At 74.5% G+C, this 15,509-nt stretch carries 16 protein-coding genes; 6 read left to right on the forward strand and 10 right to left on the reverse strand.

All coding sequences use genetic code 11. From position 1 onward, the window contains the following. Positions 1-18: 18 nt before the first annotated feature. Positions 19-1,869 carry an acyl-CoA dehydrogenase family protein gene (locus ACSLIC_RS15335; protein WP_436738253.1) on the reverse strand — a complete coding sequence of 617 codons (1,851 nt, stop codon included), beginning with the start codon at positions 1,867-1,869 and terminating at the stop codon, positions 19-21. A 119-nt stretch (positions 1,870-1,988) separates the two neighbouring features. Next, positions 1,989-2,996 (reverse strand): YihY/virulence factor BrkB family protein, encoded by a 1,008-nt coding sequence (locus ACSLIC_RS15340; protein ID WP_436738254.1) that lies wholly within the window; start codon positions 2,994-2,996, stop codon positions 1,989-1,991. Between the two features lie 171 nt (positions 2,997-3,167). Between ACSLIC_RS15340 and ACSLIC_RS15345 the strand changes: the two genes are divergently transcribed. After that, positions 3,168-3,719, forward strand: a complete 552-nt coding sequence (locus ACSLIC_RS15345; protein ID WP_436738255.1) for a GNAT family N-acetyltransferase — start codon at positions 3,168-3,170, stop codon at positions 3,717-3,719. A 967-nt stretch (positions 3,720-4,686) separates the two neighbouring features. On the opposite strand, the gene ACSLIC_RS15350 is transcribed toward ACSLIC_RS15345, so the two are convergent. Further along, a complete protein-coding gene (locus ACSLIC_RS15350; RefSeq protein WP_436738256.1) occupies positions 4,687-5,382 on the reverse strand; it encodes an HAD family hydrolase in 696 nt (231 codons plus the stop codon). Positions 5,383-5,526: 144 nt separating this feature from the next. Between ACSLIC_RS15350 and ACSLIC_RS15355 the strand changes: the two genes are divergently transcribed. Genes ACSLIC_RS15355 through ACSLIC_RS15370 form a run of 4 tightly spaced genes read left to right on the forward strand, consistent with a single transcriptional unit; the run spans position 5,527 to position 9,525 of the window. Then, positions 5,527-6,588, forward strand: a complete 1,062-nt coding sequence (locus tag ACSLIC_RS15355; protein WP_436738257.1) for a FecCD family ABC transporter permease — start codon at positions 5,527-5,529, stop codon at positions 6,586-6,588. 2 nt (positions 6,589-6,590) lie between these two features. Continuing rightward, a complete protein-coding gene (locus ACSLIC_RS15360; protein ID WP_436740380.1) occupies positions 6,591-7,706 on the forward strand; it encodes a FecCD family ABC transporter permease in 1,116 nt (371 codons plus the stop codon). Beyond that, positions 7,703-8,554: an ABC transporter ATP-binding protein gene (locus ACSLIC_RS15365; RefSeq protein WP_436738258.1), complete on the forward strand. Its 852-nt coding sequence runs from the start codon at positions 7,703-7,705 to the stop codon at positions 8,552-8,554. Before ACSLIC_RS15360 ends, ACSLIC_RS15365 begins: the two co-directional genes overlap by 4 nt. Continuing rightward, a complete protein-coding gene (locus ACSLIC_RS15370; RefSeq protein ID WP_436738259.1) occupies positions 8,551-9,525 on the forward strand; it encodes an ABC transporter substrate-binding protein in 975 nt (324 codons plus the stop codon). The genes ACSLIC_RS15365 and ACSLIC_RS15370 overlap by 4 nt, the downstream gene beginning before the upstream one ends. Before the next feature lie 14 nt (positions 9,526-9,539). Here the strand turns inward: ACSLIC_RS15370 and ACSLIC_RS15375 are convergent, their stop codons facing one another. The 3 genes from ACSLIC_RS15375 to ACSLIC_RS15385 form a co-directional block, all read right to left on the reverse strand. Further along, positions 9,540-9,896: a hypothetical protein gene (locus ACSLIC_RS15375; RefSeq protein ID WP_436738260.1), complete on the reverse strand. Its 357-nt coding sequence runs from the start codon at positions 9,894-9,896 to the stop codon at positions 9,540-9,542. Next, positions 9,893-10,588 (reverse strand): DUF6232 family protein, encoded by a 696-nt coding sequence (locus tag ACSLIC_RS15380; protein ID WP_436738261.1) that lies wholly within the window; start codon positions 10,586-10,588, stop codon positions 9,893-9,895. The genes ACSLIC_RS15375 and ACSLIC_RS15380 overlap by 4 nt, the downstream gene beginning before the upstream one ends. Before the next feature lie 185 nt (positions 10,589-10,773). After that, positions 10,774-11,025: a hypothetical protein gene (locus ACSLIC_RS15385; protein ID WP_436738262.1), complete on the reverse strand. Its 252-nt coding sequence runs from the start codon at positions 11,023-11,025 to the stop codon at positions 10,774-10,776. Between the two features lie 142 nt (positions 11,026-11,167). Here ACSLIC_RS15385 and ACSLIC_RS15390 point away from each other — a divergent pair, with 142 nt between their 5' ends. After that, positions 11,168-11,551, forward strand: coding sequence for a cold-shock protein (locus ACSLIC_RS15390; protein WP_436738263.1), 384 nt, complete (start codon positions 11,168-11,170; stop codon positions 11,549-11,551). A 99-nt stretch (positions 11,552-11,650) separates the two neighbouring features. Here ACSLIC_RS15390 and ACSLIC_RS15395 read toward each other — a convergent pair whose 3' ends face one another. From ACSLIC_RS15395 to ACSLIC_RS15410, 4 genes are all read right to left on the reverse strand, one after another. Further along, positions 11,651-12,544, reverse strand: a complete 894-nt coding sequence (locus ACSLIC_RS15395) for a 1,4-dihydroxy-6-naphthoate synthase (protein WP_436738264.1) — start codon at positions 12,542-12,544, stop codon at positions 11,651-11,653. Positions 12,545-12,615: 71 nt separating this feature from the next. Then, positions 12,616-13,341, reverse strand: a complete 726-nt coding sequence (locus tag ACSLIC_RS15400) for a futalosine hydrolase (protein ID WP_436738265.1) — start codon at positions 13,339-13,341, stop codon at positions 12,616-12,618. Between the two features lie 20 nt (positions 13,342-13,361). Then, positions 13,362-13,880, reverse strand: a complete 519-nt coding sequence (locus tag ACSLIC_RS15405) for a DUF2771 domain-containing protein (RefSeq protein ID WP_436738266.1) — start codon at positions 13,878-13,880, stop codon at positions 13,362-13,364. A gap of 29 nt (positions 13,881-13,909) precedes the next feature. Then, positions 13,910-15,370, reverse strand: a complete 1,461-nt coding sequence (locus ACSLIC_RS15410) for an MFS transporter (RefSeq protein ID WP_436738267.1) — start codon at positions 15,368-15,370, stop codon at positions 13,910-13,912. Positions 15,371-15,509 lie beyond the last annotated feature (139 nt).

The raw sequence follows: 15,509 nt of genomic DNA on the forward strand, positions 1-15,509 counted from the left end.
GGGCCGTCCCGCGTACGGTCACGCCGCGTTCGGCTCGCTCTCCGCGAGGCGCGCGGGGTCGCTGCCCGGCAGGTTCTCCGGCACGAAGAAGCGCTCCACCAGGGCGAGGGCGTGAGGCTCCAGGTCCGTCACGACCCGCTCGATCTCGTCGGGCAGCCGCCGTACCTGCTCCGCCGTCAGCCGCGCGCAGGCCAGCAGCTCCCCGCTGTGCGCGGCCACCTGGCGCAGTGCGAACAGGCGGTGCAGGTCGCGGACGCGCTCCGCCTCGTCTGCCGCGGTCAGGTCGGCGCCCTCCAGCAGCGCCTCCCCGGCCAGCCGGTGCGCGTGGGCGGCGACCAGCTCCAGCGCCGGGGTCACCGCCCCGTTCCAGCGGGCCATCGGGTTGCCCCGGGCCTCCCCGGAGCGCAGCCGGGTCCGCGCCCGCTCGTGCCAGATCCGCTCCACGTCCGCCATCAGGTCCTGAAGGTGGGTGCCGTCGCGCAGGGACCGCTGCTCGGGCGCGGTCTCGCTGGGCGGCTTCGGCGTGAACCCGCCCATCAGCAGCTCACCGGCGGCCTTGACCCAGATGACCTTGTTGTCCCCCTCGGCGGTGATCGTGCCCTCGTTGGCGGCCAGTTGCCCCGCGATGCCCTCCGTCAGCAGCAGTCCCCTGGCGCCGCACCGCTCCCGGCAGGTCGTCATGGTCTCCCGCGCGGCCCAGGTGATCCACCCCTTGGCCACCGCGACGAGACGGTCGACCTCCGCGCGCTCGGTCTCCCGGGCCGCCTCCCACTGGCGTACCACCGAGCGGTGCAGCAGCGTCGCCGCGTACGTGGTGGCCACCGCGTCGAGCAGCGGCTCGTGGTGGCTGCGGTGGGCCATCAGCGGGACCCGCCGCCCCTTGGTCATCCCGGAGGTCAGCCGCGCGGCGGCGTGCCGCACGGCGATCGCGACCGCCTGCCTGGTGGCGCCGAGGCTGTAACCGGACATGCAGAGCTTGCCCATCGACACCCGGTCGATGGCGCGCAGGAAGCGGATGCGGGAGCTGCCCAGGGAGCTGCTGAACTCCCCGGCGGGGCTGAGCCGCCCGTGGTCGCCCTGGAGCATGGCGCTGTGCGGCAGCGTCACGTGGCGGAAGGTGGTCGCGCAGTGGTCCACGGGCGCGCCGGCGGTGTGCGGCAGCCGCTCCACGCTGACACCGGGCAGGTGGCCCCGCTCGTCACTGAGCGGGGTGAGGAAGAGGAAGACGCCCCGGTCGCGCCCGTCGACCAGCAGCCGGGCGGCGACCACGGCGTCCTTCGGGCCGCCGGTCAGCGAGGTGTTGGGCATCCACTTGGCCGCCCCCGGACCGGGTGTGTTGAGGACGAACCGGCGGGAGGCGCGGTTGTACTCGGCGGTCGTCTCCAGGTTCACGGCGTCGTTGCCGTGCTCGGCCTCGGTGCACAGGAACGTGCCGATGCGGTCCATCCGGACCCACGGCTCCAGGTCCCGTTCCTCGTGGTCGTGGTCGAGGAGGCTGCCGAGGAAGAGGTTGTAGTGGATGGAGGCCACCGTGGCCATCCCGGGGTCGGCCGGGCCCGCCCACTCGTGGAGCGCGGACAGCGCCGGCGCGCTCAGGGCGAGCGCGCGGGCGTCGGGTATCGCCGCGGCGACGGTGCGCAGGCGGCGATAGGACAACTCCACCCTCTCGTGGTGCGGGAGGTCCCGGTGGCCGAACTCGTGTGTGCTGAATAGCTCTCGCCAACGCCGGTGGTCTTCGCCCTGGCTCGCGAACAGCAGGCCGTCGGGAGCGGAGGCGTGGCGGAGCGGAATCTCTCGTTCAGTAGTCACACCCCGTAAATTATCGGTCGTCAGTGAGTTATGGATAGGGCCCAACTGATCATGTGTCATATGTCAAGTGGCTGGTTCAGGACAGCTCCTGGCGGGAAGGACGTCCCCTCTGCGCGGAAACGCGTCATTGATCGTCAATGGCGCGCGAAGTCCCCTCCGGGCGCGTAGCGGAACGGGGGTCACGCTCCGGACGAGCCCCGCCCACGGGTCGCGGCGTCGTCGGCGCGACGGCGGCCAGGCGAGCCCCGGCCCTGTTCCGCCCGGGCCTTTTCCGCCCGGCTCAGCTCGGCCGTGAACTGGGCGCCGAGCAGCAGGGCGACGTTGGAGAGCCACAGCCACACCAGGAAGACCACGATGCCCGCGAGGGAGCCGTAGAGGCGGCTGTACGTGCTGAGCACCGAGGTGTACACGGCGAGGCCCGCCGAGGCGGTCAGCCAGAGGGTCGCGGCCAGGGCGCCGCCCGGGACGCTGTGGGCGCGGCGGCGGGCGGCGAGGGGGCCGTTCCGGAAGACCACCACGACCAGGCAGGCCACCAGGAAGAGCAGCAGCGGCCAGCGCAGCACGCTCCACGCCCACGCCACCCCGGCGTCCAGCCCCAGCAGCCGCCCGACCGACTCCGCCACCGGCTCGGTCACCATCAGCAGCAGCGAGCTGACCACCAGCAGCGCCAGCAGGGCCAGCGCGGTCGCCAGGATGCGGTGCGCCTTCCCCCAGGGCGAACGCCGGTCCGGCACGCCGTACATGCGGTGCAGCGCGCGCCGGAAGACGGCGAGGTAGCTGCAGGCCGACCACAGCGCGCTCGCCCCGCCGGTGACCAGCAGCGTCCACGCCGTCGAGTCGACCCGCACCACTCGCGTCAGCACGTCACGCAAGGAGGCTCCCGAGTCGCCCGGCGCCCACGTGGCCACCTGCCCCACGAACCGCTCCGCCGTGTCCGGGCTGATCAGCCCGAAGGCGATCACCGCGACCAGCAGCGCGGGCAGCACGGTGAGGATCGAGTAGTACGTCAGGGCCGCCGCGTAGTCCGAGACGTCGTCCCGCCAGAACGCCCCCGGCGTACGCCGCAACGCCCCCCACCACTGCGCCACCCGCCCCAGGACACCGCTCGCCCGCCCCTCCCCGGCCTCCTCCACCGGCGGGCCCTCCTCGGCCACGGCCCCGCCCGCTGCCTGCGCCGGGTGCTCCATCGTTCCTCCTCGCCGCGTACCGGGGGTTCCCACCCCGTTCGCGGTGCGGCGGTCGGCCCGCGCGGACGGGAGTGGCACATTATCCCGGGCGGGCGCGCCCGCCCGCCGGTACGGTGGCGCCGGTGAGCGTGCGGCCGGTGGCCCGCGCCGGATACGGACTCGGGGGGCGTCGTGGGTGACATCTGGACTGGCGAGAGGGCGCGGCTGCGCGGGGTCGAGCCCGAGGACTGGCGCGGCTTTCGCGACCTGGCCCGGGATCTCGACGGCGTGCGCGCCGCCGACCTGGTCGAGCCTCCTCGCTCCGAGGAGGGCTTCCGGGAGTGGACGGCCGAGCGGGCTCGGCGGTCGCCCGGGGGTGACGTCTTCCGGCTCGTCGTCGAGGCCGTGGCCGACGGGAGCTTCGCCGGGTCCGTGACCGTCGGGGAGGTGGACCGGCGGGCCGGGCGCTTCCGGCTCGGCGTCGAGATCGGGCGCGCCCACCGGCGCCGCGGGTACGCCCACGAGGCGGTCTCGCTCCTGCTCGGGTACATGTTCGGCGAGGAGCGGTTCCACAAGTGCGAGGTGGAGGTGTTCGCCTTCAACGAGGCGTCCCTCGCGTTGTTCCGGGGGCTCGGGTTCGTCGAGGAGGGGCGGTTGCGGGACCATGCCTTCCTCGCCGGGGCCCACCACGACATGGTGCTGCTCGGGATCACGGGGCCCGAGCATGTTGCCTCCGGCGGCTGAGCAGAACTCGCGACCTGGCTCGTCCCCCGACCGGGCTGCCCTGGCCGGGCTCCGGTTCGCCCGTGCCGCCTTCTGACCGTGCCGGTCGCCGACTGGCCTCAAGCGCCGGCCGGGCTGGGGCTGGGCTCCGCCCCGGTCTGCCGCCTTCTGACCGTTCCGGTCAACGATTGGCCTCAAGCGCCGGCCGGGCTGGGGTGGCCCGGATGTGGCTGGGCTGTCGTCCGCCCGCGCCTCCTTGACCGTGCCGGTCACTGATTGGCCTCAAACGCCGGCCGGGCTGTGGGGTTCGCGGTTTCTCCGGTGCGTGGGTGGGGCGGTGCCGCGCCGGGGTACCTCCTCACAAACTGCCGGGTGCGGGGACAGTTGGAGCATGGCGGGTTGGCGGCAGTTTGCTGCGGGGGCACCCCGACACGACCCCACCCCACGGTCTCGTACGCGGCCAACCGCCGGTGGGCGGAGGAGGCCGTCCCCGATTGTTCTGTTCGCCACAGTCACCACCGTCCTCCTCTCGGCAGCCCACAAAAACTGCTCCGGGACGGTCTGTCTTTTCTCCTCCCACCGGCGGGACGACGCCGACGAAACGCAAGGGCGGGGTCGTGCCGGGGTGCCCCCGCAGCAAACTGCCCTGAGCCCGTCTTGAAGCGACTGTCCCCGCACCTGGCAGTTTGTGAGGAGGTACCCCGGTGCGGCCACGCCCGACACAACGGCGAACGAACCGCGAACCCCTATAGCCCGGCCGGCGTTTGAGGCCAATCGTTGACCGGCACGGGCGAAGAGCGGCAGAACGGGGCGAAGCCCAGCCGAAGACAGCCCGGCCGGCGTTTGAGGCCAGCGCGGGCCGGCACGGCCAGGAGGCGGCAGAACGGGGCGGACCCCAGCCGAAGACAGCCCGGCCGGCGCACGAGGCCACCGGCGCGGACGGGGCGGAGCCCAGCCAGACTGCGGCCCAGCCGCCGCACGCGGCGGCTCAGCGCGTGAACTCCCCAAGCCAGGCGGGGAATTCGGCCAAGCCGGAGAGCACCACATCGGCCCCGGCGTCGCGAAGCTCGCCGGAGCCGCACCCCCCGGTGGCGACGCCCACGGCGAAGGCCCCGGCGACCCGCGCCCCACGCACATCCCCGACGTGGTCCCCGACGTACACACTGGCCCCCTGTGCGCGCAGCGCACCCCCCTTGGCCTCGGCCCAGAGGCTCCCCACGACGAGATCGGCCCGGAGGCCGAGGTGATCGAGGTGGAGCCGGGCGTGCTCCTCGTTCTTGGCGGTGACGACGAGCGAGCGCCCGCCGTGGGCCCGGACGGCGTCGAGCGCCTGGGCCGCTCCGGGCAGGGCGAGCGAGGGGGCGATGGCGGTGGACGGGTACACCTCGCGGTAGCGCGCGGCGGCGGCGGGGACCTGGTCGGCCGGGAACCAGTGGGCCAGCTCGGCCTCCAGCGGCGGCCCGAGCCGGGAGACGACCAGGTCGACGTCGATCGGAACGCCGGTCTCGGCGGCGAGCACGCGGTACGCGGCCCCGATGCCCGGCCGGGAGTCGATCAGCGTCATGTCGAGATCGAACCCGACGACGGGCCCCGCCCCGGCCGGGGCCGGACGCGCGGCCGGGACGCCGGCTTGGGCGGGGTCGGTGGGGGAGAGGGCGCTGGGGGAGGCGAGGTGCTCGGGCATCCCCCCATTGTGCAGCCCCCGGCACCCGTACACTTAGCCAAGCCTAAGTACGGGCACAGAGCGGGCAATTGGGGTCGTATGCCCCGACTTCGGTGTACCCGGGTGTACGCCCCCGCCCTCGGCCGACGACGTGAAAAGGACCCGATGGCCCCCGCACCACCAGCCGCCCCGCCCCTGGCCGAGGCCCCGCCCGCCGTGTCCGGGGCCCGCCGGGGGACCGCCGTACGCCGGGTGGGCTGGACGGTGGCGGCGCTGGCGGCACTGCTGGCCGCCGTCGTCCTCAGCCTGGCGGTCGGTGCCCGTACGGTCGCGCCCGGCACCGTCGTGGAGGCCCTGTTCCAGGGAGCCACCGGACCGGACGCCGAGGTGGTGCGGGAGATGCGGCTGCCGCGCACGCTGACCGGCGTCATGGTGGGCGCCGCGCTCGCCGTCGCGGGCACCGCTCTCCAGGGCGTCACCCGCAACCCCGTCGCCGACCCCGGCATCCTCGGCATCAGCCAGGGCGCGTCGGTGGGGGTGGTCCTCGCCATCGCCTTCGCGGGCGTGCACACGCTGACCGGGTATGTGTGGTTCGCCCTCGCCGGGGCGGGCTTCGCGGCGGTCGCCGTGTACGCGGTCGCGGCAGGGGGCCGGGGCGGCGCGACCCCGGTCAAGCTGGCGCTGAGCGGCGCCGCCGTCAACGCCCTGCTGGTGTCGGTCACCACCGCCGTGCTGACCACCAGTTCCAGCGCCCTGGACGAGTTCCGCTTCTGGAACGTCGGCGCGCTCCAGGGCCGGGACGCCGCCGTGGCCGCGCAGCTGTGGCCGTTCCTGCTGGCGGGGCTGGTGCTGGTGGCGTCGTCGGCCCGGGGTCTCGACGCACTGGCGCTGGGGGAGGACGTGGCCAGGGGGCTGGGGCAGCGGCTCGCCGCGGTACGGATCGCGGCGGGGGCCGGTGCCGCCGTGCTGACCGGGGTCGGCGTCGCCGCCGCCGGGCCGATCGCCTTCGTCGGCCTCGCCGTCCCGCACCTCGTGCGCCACCTGGTCGGCGGCGACCACCGCTGGGTCCTCCCGCTCGCCGCCCTGACCGGACCCGTCATGCTCCTCGCCTCCGACACCGTCGGCCGCGTCCTCTTCCCGCCGGGCGAGGTCCCGGCCGGGGTCATGACGGCGCTGATCGGCGTGCCGTTCCTGGTGGCGCTCGTCCGGGGAAGGACGGTGCGGTGAGCGTGCGAACCGGCGTCCCCGCCCCCGCCGCCCGGCCCGCCGGAGCCCGGGAGCCGGCCCCCGCCCGCGTACGTCCCGCCGGGCACGCCCCCGTACGCGTGGGCCCCGTCAGCCTGCTCGTCCCCGTGCGGGCCGTCGCCACCGCCGCCGTGCTGGCGGCCGTGCTCGCCGTGGTCTGCGTCGCGTACCTGAGCGTCGGCGAGGCCTTCGTCGCACCGGGGGCCGTGGTCGACGTGCTGCTCGGGCGCCCCTCGCCGGACACGCTGGTCGTGGGGGAGCTGCGGCTGCCCAGGATGGTGGCGGGGCTGTACGTGGGGGCCGCGTTCGGGATCGCCGGCGCGCTCATCCAGACCGTCGCCCGCAACCCGCTGGCCAGCCCGGACCTGATCGGCGTCAGCCAGGGTGCGAGCGCCGCCACCGTCGCCGCGCTGACCTTCGGCGTCACCTCGTACACCGTGCTGCCCTGGATCTCGGTGGGCGGCGGCCTGATCGCGGCGCTGCTCGTCTACGTCTTCGCGTGGCGGGGCGGGCTCCAGGCCACCCGGTTCGTGCTGGTCGGGATCGGCTTCGCGGTCGCCCTGCGCGCGCTGACCACGCTCTTCCTGACCAAGGGCGACCAGACCGTCGCCCAGCAGGCCCAGGTGTGGATGAGCGGTTCCCTCAACGGCCGCGCCTGGCCGGAGGCCGCCCTCGTCGGCTGGACGCTGCTCGCCGCCCTGCCCGCCCTGGTCTGGGCCGCCCGCGCCCAGCGCACCGTCACCCTGGACGACGCCACCGCCACCGGGCTCGGCGCCCACCTGGGCCGCGCCCGCCTCGGCCTCGTACTCGTTGGGGTGGTGCTCGCCTCGGTCGCCACCGGCGCCGCCGGGCCCGTCGACTTCGTCGCGCTGCTCGCCCCGCAGATCGCCCGCAGGCTGACCCGCACCGCGCAGATCCCGCTGGTCTGCTCCGCGCTGGCCGGAGCCGTCACCGTGGTCGCCGCCGACCTGCTGGCCCGCCGCCTCTTCGCCCCCACCGAACTGCCGGTGGGGGTGCTCACCGCGGCGGTCGGCGCCCCGTACCTGATCTGGCTGCTCGTCACCCGACACGGCCCCCGCGCCACCGGAGGCACCTCATGACCGGCCCCGCCCGCCTCACCGCCCGGGACCTCACCCTTGCCTACGAGGACCGCACCGTCGTCCCCGGCCTCGACCTGGACATCCCCGACGGCCGGGTCACCGTCATCATCGGGCCCAACGCCTGCGGCAAGTCCACCACCCTGCGGGCGCTCGGCCGGCTCCTGCGCCCCACCGGCGGTGCCGTCCTCCTCGACGGCACCGAACTCGCCCGGCTGCCCACCCGGCACATCGCCCGCCGGATCGGACTGCTGCCGCAGACACCGGTGGCGCCGGAGGCGATCACCGTGGCCGACCTGGTGGCCCGGGGCCGCCAGCCCCACCAGCGGTGGTGGCGGCAGTGGTCCGAGGAGGACGAGCGGGCGGTCACCGAGGCGATGGCCCGCACCGCCACCACCGCCCTCGCCGACCGGCCCGTCGACGCCCTCTCCGGCGGCCAGCGCCAGCGCGTCTGGATCGCCATGGCCCTCGCCCAGGAGACGGAACTGCTCCTGCTCGACGAGCCCACCACCTATCTCGACCTCGCCCACCAGGTCGAAGTCCTCGACCTGGTCCGCCGCCTCAACCGCGAACAGGGCCGCACCGTCGTCCTCGTCCTGCACGACCTCAACCAGGCCGCCCGCTACGCCGACCACCTCATCGCGCTGCGCGAGGGCCGCGTCGTCGCCGAGGGCGCCCCCGCCGAGGTCGTCACCGCCGACCTGGTCCGGGACATCTTCGGCCTGGAGTGCGTCGTCGTCCCCGACCCCGTCACCGGCTCCCCGCTCGTCGTCCCGGGCGCGCCCTGGGGCACCCGGGAGGCGACCGCCCTCCCCACCCACGACCACGAAGAAAGCAGGGCCACCCCATGACCCGACGCACCGCCGCCCGTCCGCTCCTGGCCGTCACCGGCGCGCTCACCCTCGCCGTCACCCTGACCGCCTGCGGCTCCGGCGACGACACCGCCGCCGACACGGGCAAGGGCGCGGGAGCCACCCGTACGGTCAGGACCGCCATGGGCGAGGTCGAGGTCCCGGCCGCGCCGAAGCGGGTCGTCGTCCTCGACACCGCCGAGCTGGACTCCGCGCTCACCCTCGGGGTGAAGCCGGTCGGCGCCGTCCGCTCCGAGGCCGCCGGCGGGTTCGCGAGCTACCTGCCGAAGAAGGAACTGGCCGGAATCGAGAACGTCGGCGTCATCGCCCAGCCCAACCTGGAGGCCATCGCCGCCCTCCGGCCCGACCTGATCCTCACCTCCAAGGTCCGCGACGAGGCCCGCTACGCCCAGCTCAGCAAGATCGCCGCCACCGTGATGACGGAGAACACCGGCTACCCCTGGAAGGAGAACTTCCAGCTGCACGCCGAGGCCCTCGGCAAGCAGAAGGAGGCCGACCGCGCCACCGCCGCCTACGACAAGCGGACCGCCGAGGTCACCGAGGCGGTCGGCGGCCCGGCCAAGGCCAAGGCGACCGAGGTCAACGTGGTCCGCTTCGTCGAGGGCGCCGACATCCGCGTCTACGGCAAGAAGAACTACCTCGGCACCCTCCTCGCCGACGTCGGCCTCGGCCGCCCCGCCGTCACCGACAAGGCCACCGACGGCTTCTCGTACGACGTCAGCCCCGAGAAGATCGACCTGGCCGACGCCGACGCCGTCTTCACCGCCACCTACGGCGACCCCGACAAGGCCAAGGAGACCCAGACGACCAGGTCCGCCCTCTGGCGCTCCCTGGACGCCGTGAAGTCCGGCGCCGTCCACAAGGTCGACGACGAGCTGTGGCTCCAGGGGATCGGCTACACCGCCGCCCAGCAGATCCTGGACGAGCTGGAGGAGGCACTGACCGCCTGAGGCGGCCCGGCGGCTCAGCCGGGGGAGAGCATGGCGAGTACGCGGTTGACCGCCTCCAGCGCGGGGGCGCCGACCGCCCCCACCGACTGGGCGATGCCGGAGACAGCCATCAGGGCCCGGTGGCGTCCGCGCGGCGTGCTCTCCCCCTCGGCGTCGAGGTCGTCGAGGGAGTCGTCGATCATCTCGGCGCTCATCGGGGAGACCCGCTCACGCAGGTCCCGCAGGAGCGGGGCGAGGTCCCGCAGCGCCTCCTGGAGCGCGCTGTCGGCCCCGGTGGCCGCCGGGGCGGCCTGGTGCTTGACGATGCCGGTGTTCCCGACGCCGCCGTTCATCGTCACGCTGTCGCCGAAGTGGAAGGTGTCGCCGCTCATCCCGTCTTCTCCATCCCCACGTTGCCCCTGCCGCCGTACATGTTGACGTTGTCCCCGAAGTAGAAGTGGTTCGGGCTGGCGTTGACCATCTCCACCGTCACCTGGAACTCCGTCTCCGGGTGGTCGATGGCGTACGAGATGCGGCCCACCAGGTCGCGCAGGTGGTCGGCGCTGGCGCTGGTCACCAGGGCGGTGGAGGCGCCGGAGGTCTCGATGGCCAGGACGAAGCGGGGCTTCGCGGACAGCACCGACGCCAGCTGTGTGACGTGGTAGATGCCGGCGCCGATCCCCGCGAGCCAGGCCAGGACGATGACCAGGAAGAACCCCTCACCGCCGCCCCCCAGCGAGGCGAGGCCCACCATCAGCAGGTTCAGCAGGGTGAGTACCGCGACCGCGACCGCGATCAGGGCGATCCTGCCGAAGAACCGCTCCCAGGCTTCCTTGCGGCGGGGATGCAGGACGAACGTGTAGACGCGGGCGATGTTGTGCAGCGGGTAGACGGCCCCGCCGACCCACAGCAGCCGCTTGCCGACCTGGAGGTCGACCGCGCCCGGGTGCCACGGCGGGGCGGGCGGCGGAGGCGGCGCGACCGGTGCGGCGGGGGCCGGGTGGTGGGCGGTGCCCGTCCCCGGCGGGGCGCTGGGCTGTCGCGGGACCGCCGGCTCCGGCGGTCCCTGTTCTCCTGGCGTCATCGATCCCCCTGCGGCGGGTACGGGCGCCGAGGGGCACCGGCTCGCGCGCGAGTCCCCCGACTCGGACAGCTCCTATTGAGCTCCTCGCCGTGCGTCTCGCGCAAACCCGTTCTCGCCGGAGCGGGGAGGAGCGGACAGCCCGTTGACGCGCCGCCGGTCACGGATGCCGGGCGCGGGGGCCGTCCTCAGCCCTCCACAGCCGCCCGGGTCTCCCGCCGCTGCGCGCAGATCGAGCGGACCAGCCCGGCCCCCGCGATGAGGAAGCCGACGCCCATCAGCATGGAGACGAGGTAGGCGGCGGTCGGGAACGGGTCGGAGCCGAGGAAGAGGGGCGCGAGGGTGACGAGGGTCGCCACGGCGCCGATGATGAAGACGATGCCGCCGGTCTTCACGAGGCGGTCGCCGGGGGCCGGGGTCTGCTGGGTGGTGTCGGACACGGGTCCAGGGTAGTTCCCCGGCCCTCGTAATCTCCGGGCCGGGGTGGAGCGGATGGGATAGCTTCGCCGTGGGTACATCCCCCCCTGATAGGTGACCAGGACACTGCGGCCGGACGGCGGCAGGGCGAGAAGGGACAGTGCTTTGCCGACTGGCAAGGTCAAGTGGTTCAACAGCGAGAAGGGCTTCGGCTTCCTCTCCCGCGACGACGGCGGCGACGTCTTCGTGCACTCGTCCGTGCTGCCCGCCGGCGTCGAAGCGCTCAAGCCCGGCCAGCGGGTGGAGTTCGGCGTGGTCGCCGGGCAGCGCGGTGACCAGGCCCTTTCCGTGGCGCTCCTCGACCCGGCACCCTCGGTCGCCGCCGCGCAGCGCCGCAAGCCCGACGAGCTGGCCTCCATCGTCCAGGACCTCACCACCGTCCTGGAGAACGTCAGCCAGCAACTGGAGCGCGGACGCTACCCGGACAGGGCGTCCGGCACCAAGATCGCCGGCATGCTCCGCGCCGTCGCCGACCAGCTCGACGTCTGAGCCGCCGCGCCACGCGCACCTACGACGAGGCCGCCGGGCCGCGCAGGGCCCGGCGGCCTCGCCGTACGCCGTCGTAGGCGCGGTTTCCGGCCGTTCCCGTCACGGGAAACGCAGGGCGTCCGGCGCCAGCGGCGGGACCAGGCCCTCGGCCGCGGCGCGGGTCAGCAGGCCGCGTACGGCCGCGTACCCGTCCTCGCCGAGGTCGGCGGTGAACTCGTTGACGTACAGGCCGATGTGCTGGTCGGCGACGTCCGCGTCCATCTCCTGGGCGTGCGCCAGGACGTACGGGCGGGAGGCCGCCGGGTCGTCCCACGCCATGCGCACCGAGGTACGCAGCGCCTCCGCCAGTTCCGTCAGGCGCTCGGCGCCCAGCGAGCGGCGGGCGATGATCGCGCCGAGCGGGATCGGCAGGCCCGTCGTCGCCTCCCAGTGCTCGCCCATGTCGGCCAGCTTGTGCAGGCCGTAGTTCTGGTAGGTGAAGCGCGCCTCGTGGATGACCAGGCCCGCGTCCACAGCGCCGTCCCGCACCGCCGGCATGATCTCGTGGAACGGCATCACCACGATCTCCCCGACCCCGCCCGGCACCAGGTCCGCGGCCCAGAGCCGGAACAGCAGGTACGCCGTCGAGCGCTCGCTCGGCACCGCGACCGTCTTCCCGGCCAGCGACCCCGGCAGGCCCGCCTCGCGGGTCAGCACCAGCGGACCGCAGCCCCGGCCGAGCGCCCCGCCGCACGGCAGCAGCGCGTACGCGTCGAGCAGCCAGGGCAGGGCCGCGTACGAGACCTTCAGGACGTCGTACTCGGCGCGCTCGGCCATGCCGTTGGTCAGGTCGATGTCGGCGAAGGTCACGTCGAGCGCGGGCGCCCCCGGGACCCGGCCGTGGGCCACCGCGTCGAAGACGAAGGTGTCGTTGGGGCAGGGGGAGTAGGCGATGCTCAGCCGCCCGGCCCCGTGCGCGTCCCCCACGCCGCCGTCCGTGTCGCTCCCGCTCATGTCGCCACCCTCGCCTTCCCTGCCCCCGCTTACGACCACTTCGGCCCTTCGGCCGCCGTCACTGCCACCGCTCACGGTACGAGCCGGGTGCGGGCCAGCGCGAAGGGGCTCCCCGCGTCGGCCGGGGCGAGCCGGACGAAGGCCGAGGTCAGCGCGGTCAGAGCGGCGGGAATCCGCCAGGCGTCGCGGTCGCGCGGGCCGATCGCGTTGGAGATCGCGCGGATCTCCAACGCCGGCACGCCGTGCGCGGCGGCGGCCTCCGCCACCCCGAAGCCCTCCATCGCCTCGGCCACCGCCGACGGGTGGCGGGCCAGCAGCTCGGCGGCGCGGGTGGCGCTGCCCGTCACCGTCGACACGGTGAGCACCGCGCCGGGCACGAGCCCCGCCTCGCGGGCCGCCTCGACCAGCGCGGCGGGCGGCACGTGCACGTCCGTACCGAAGCCCAGACCAGTCACCGGAACGAAGCCGTCCGGCGTCTCGGCGCCCAGGTCGGCCGCGACGATCCGGTCCGCGACCACCACCGCGCCCACCGGCGCCCGCTCGGCGAAACCGCCACCGATCCCGGCCGAGACGACGAGGTCGTACGGGTTGCCCGCGAGCCGGGCCGCCGTCAGCGCCGCCGAGGTGGCGCTCGCCGCGGCGGCCGGGCCGACCCCGGCGGCCAGCACGTCGGCACCCGGGGTGCGCAGCAGCACCGCGCCGGGCAGGGCCGTCTCCTCCGGTGGCCGCGACGCCCCGAACGCGCGCGCCACCGCGTCCCGCTCGGGCGGGACCGCGGTGGCGACGAGCAGCCGCACGGCAGGCGTGGGCAGGCGGGTCAGGAGTCCTTCTCCAGCTTGAACGACCACAGGCCGGTCGCCGAGCTGCCGTCGTTCTCCAGGATGGAGAGCACGGTGGAGTTGCCGGAGGCGCCGTACTGCTGGTTGAAGAAGACGCTGCCGGGAATCGTCCGGAACGTCTTCTCGGACGCGTCGGTCAGCGGCTGGCCGTTCATCAGGATCGTCCAGCCCTTCTCGGCGATCTCCGGGTCCACGCCGATGTGGACCTCGGCCTCGGTGTCGACCTTCACGGTCTTCACCTCGGCGCCCTCACCGGCGTCGCCCTTGTCCTGCAGGCACTGCTGGAGCTGCTTCTCATCGATCTTGGAGCCGCCGTTCCAGCACGTCGCCTCGGAGTTCACCGACTCGGTGCCGATGGTGACGGTGGCGACCGGCGTCGGCTTGTCGCAGGCCGACAGGACGAGCAGGCCGGCGGACACCGCGCCGAGGACGGCGAACCCGCGGCGCGTGGCCGGGCTGAACTGACGTGCGGCTCCGCCGCGGGGCAGGGATGTCATGGGCGAAGGCTATCGGGCCGGTTGGAGGGTCACGCCACGCGGGGGTGCGGCGCGCCGCGTCCGGCCGACGCCAACAGCGCCCGTACGGTCGTCAGCCAGCCGAGTGCCACGATCAACGCCCCCACCGTCAGGCCCAGCGGACCGCGCAGCGGCAAGGCGATCCCCACCGCGCCGCCCACCACCCACGCCATCTGCAACAAGGTCTCCGAACGGGCGAACGCCGACGTCCGCACCGACTCCGGCACATCACGCTGGATCAGCGCGTCCAGCGACAGCTTGGCCAGCGCCTGGGTGAACCCGGCCACCGCGCCCAGCACGGCGACCACCGCGGCCCCGAAGAACACCGCCGCCGACACCGCCACCAGCACCAGCGCCCCCACCACCGTCACGATGATCATCCCCGGCGCCCGGGCCCGCAGCCACGCGCCGACCGCCGTCCCCAGCGCGTTGCCCGCCCCCGCCGCCACCCCCACCACCGCCAGGGACACCGCCGCGCTCTGCCCGGTCAGCGGATGCTCGCGCAGCAGGAACGCCAGGAAGAAGATGAGGAAGCCGCTCTGGCAACGCACCCCGGCGTTGGCGGCCAGCGCGTGTGTCACCGCCGGGCCGACGGTCCTGAGCCCCGGCCCCTTCCGCTTCCGCCCCGCGTCGCCCACCTCCGGCACGCCCTCGCGTACGGTCGCCCGTCCACCCGGTGCCGGCTCGCCCGCCGGGTCCCGGCGGGCGTCCACCGCCGCCGGCCGCCGCTCGTCCGCCGCCAGCAGCGCCCGCCGCTCCCCGCGCGCCGAGTCGACCTTCGGCGGCAGCCGGAACGACAGGAAGGCGCCGGAGAGGAAGAGGACACACGCCCCGTACAACGGCCACCCCGGCCCGACCATCTGGAGCCCCGCCGCGACCGGCGCCGCCACCCCCGTCGCCAGCAGCCCGCCCAGCGTCACCCGCGAGTTGGCCTTGACCAGCGAGAACCCCTGCGGCAACAGCCGGGGCACCACCGCACTGCGCACCACCCCGTACGCCTTCGAGGCCACCAGGACGCCGAGCGCCGCCGGATACATCTCCAGGCTCCCGGTCGCCACCGCTTCCGACAGGACCAGCGCCAGCACCGCCCGCGCCAGCATCGACCCGGCCATCGCCGCCCGCCGCCCGTGCGGCAACCGGTCGAGCAGCGGACCCACCACCGGCGCCAGCAGGGTGAACGGCAGCATCGTCACCGCCAGGTACAGCGCCACCCGGCCGCGCGCCTCGTCCGTCGGCACCGAGAAGAAGACCGTCGAGGCCAGTGCCACCGTGATCATCACGTCGCCGGCGCCGTTCACCCCGTGCAGCTCGATCAGCCGCCCGAGCCCCGACTCGCCCGCGCCCTGCGCGTGCGTCACCTTGCGGATGCCGCGGGCAGGGCCCGTCACGGGGGCCCGCAGCGCGCGGCCCGCAACCCGGGCGGCCCTGCGCACCGGGCTGGGTTCCTCGCGCGGCGAGCCTGAGGCGGTCACGTGGTCATAGTGCCCCCTGGGGGGCCGAGTATGACCTGATACGTCCCGAGCAACCCCTGTGGCCGAAGCCGGGCCGCACCACCCCTCGCCCGGGCGTTCCCCGGTACCCCCGCGACGCGTCGCCGACGCCTCTGAGCGG

Source organism: Streptomyces sp. BBFR102 (assembly GCF_051397025.1).
Taxonomy (GTDB): domain Bacteria; phylum Actinomycetota; class Actinomycetes; order Streptomycetales; family Streptomycetaceae; genus Streptomyces.

Bases quoted from the DNA above. Each gene is read 5' to 3' on its own strand.
- ACSLIC_RS15335 (WP_436738253.1), bottom strand. From the start codon at position 1,869: ATGACACATGATCAGTTGGGCCCTATCCATAACTCACTGACGACCGAT.
- ACSLIC_RS15340 (WP_436738254.1), bottom strand. From the start codon at position 2,996: ATGGAGCACCCGGCGCAGGCAGCGGGCGGGGCCGTGGCCGAGGAGGGC.
- ACSLIC_RS15350 (WP_436738256.1), bottom strand. From the start codon at position 5,382: ATGCCCGAGCACCTCGCCTCCCCCAGCGCCCTCTCCCCCACCGACCCC.
- ACSLIC_RS15355 (WP_436738257.1), top strand. From the start codon at position 5,527: ATGGCCCCCGCACCACCAGCCGCCCCGCCCCTGGCCGAGGCCCCGCCC.
- ACSLIC_RS15365 (WP_436738258.1), top strand. From the start codon at position 7,703: ATGACCGGCCCCGCCCGCCTCACCGCCCGGGACCTCACCCTTGCCTAC.
- ACSLIC_RS15370 (WP_436738259.1), top strand. From the start codon at position 8,551: ATGACCCGACGCACCGCCGCCCGTCCGCTCCTGGCCGTCACCGGCGCG.
- ACSLIC_RS15375 (WP_436738260.1), bottom strand. From the start codon at position 9,896: ATGAGCGGCGACACCTTCCACTTCGGCGACAGCGTGACGATGAACGGC.
- ACSLIC_RS15380 (WP_436738261.1), bottom strand. From the start codon at position 10,588: ATGACGCCAGGAGAACAGGGACCGCCGGAGCCGGCGGTCCCGCGACAG.
- ACSLIC_RS15395 (WP_436738264.1), bottom strand. From the start codon at position 12,544: ATGAGCGGGAGCGACACGGACGGCGGCGTGGGGGACGCGCACGGGGCC.
- ACSLIC_RS15405 (WP_436738266.1), bottom strand. From the start codon at position 13,880: ATGACATCCCTGCCCCGCGGCGGAGCCGCACGTCAGTTCAGCCCGGCC.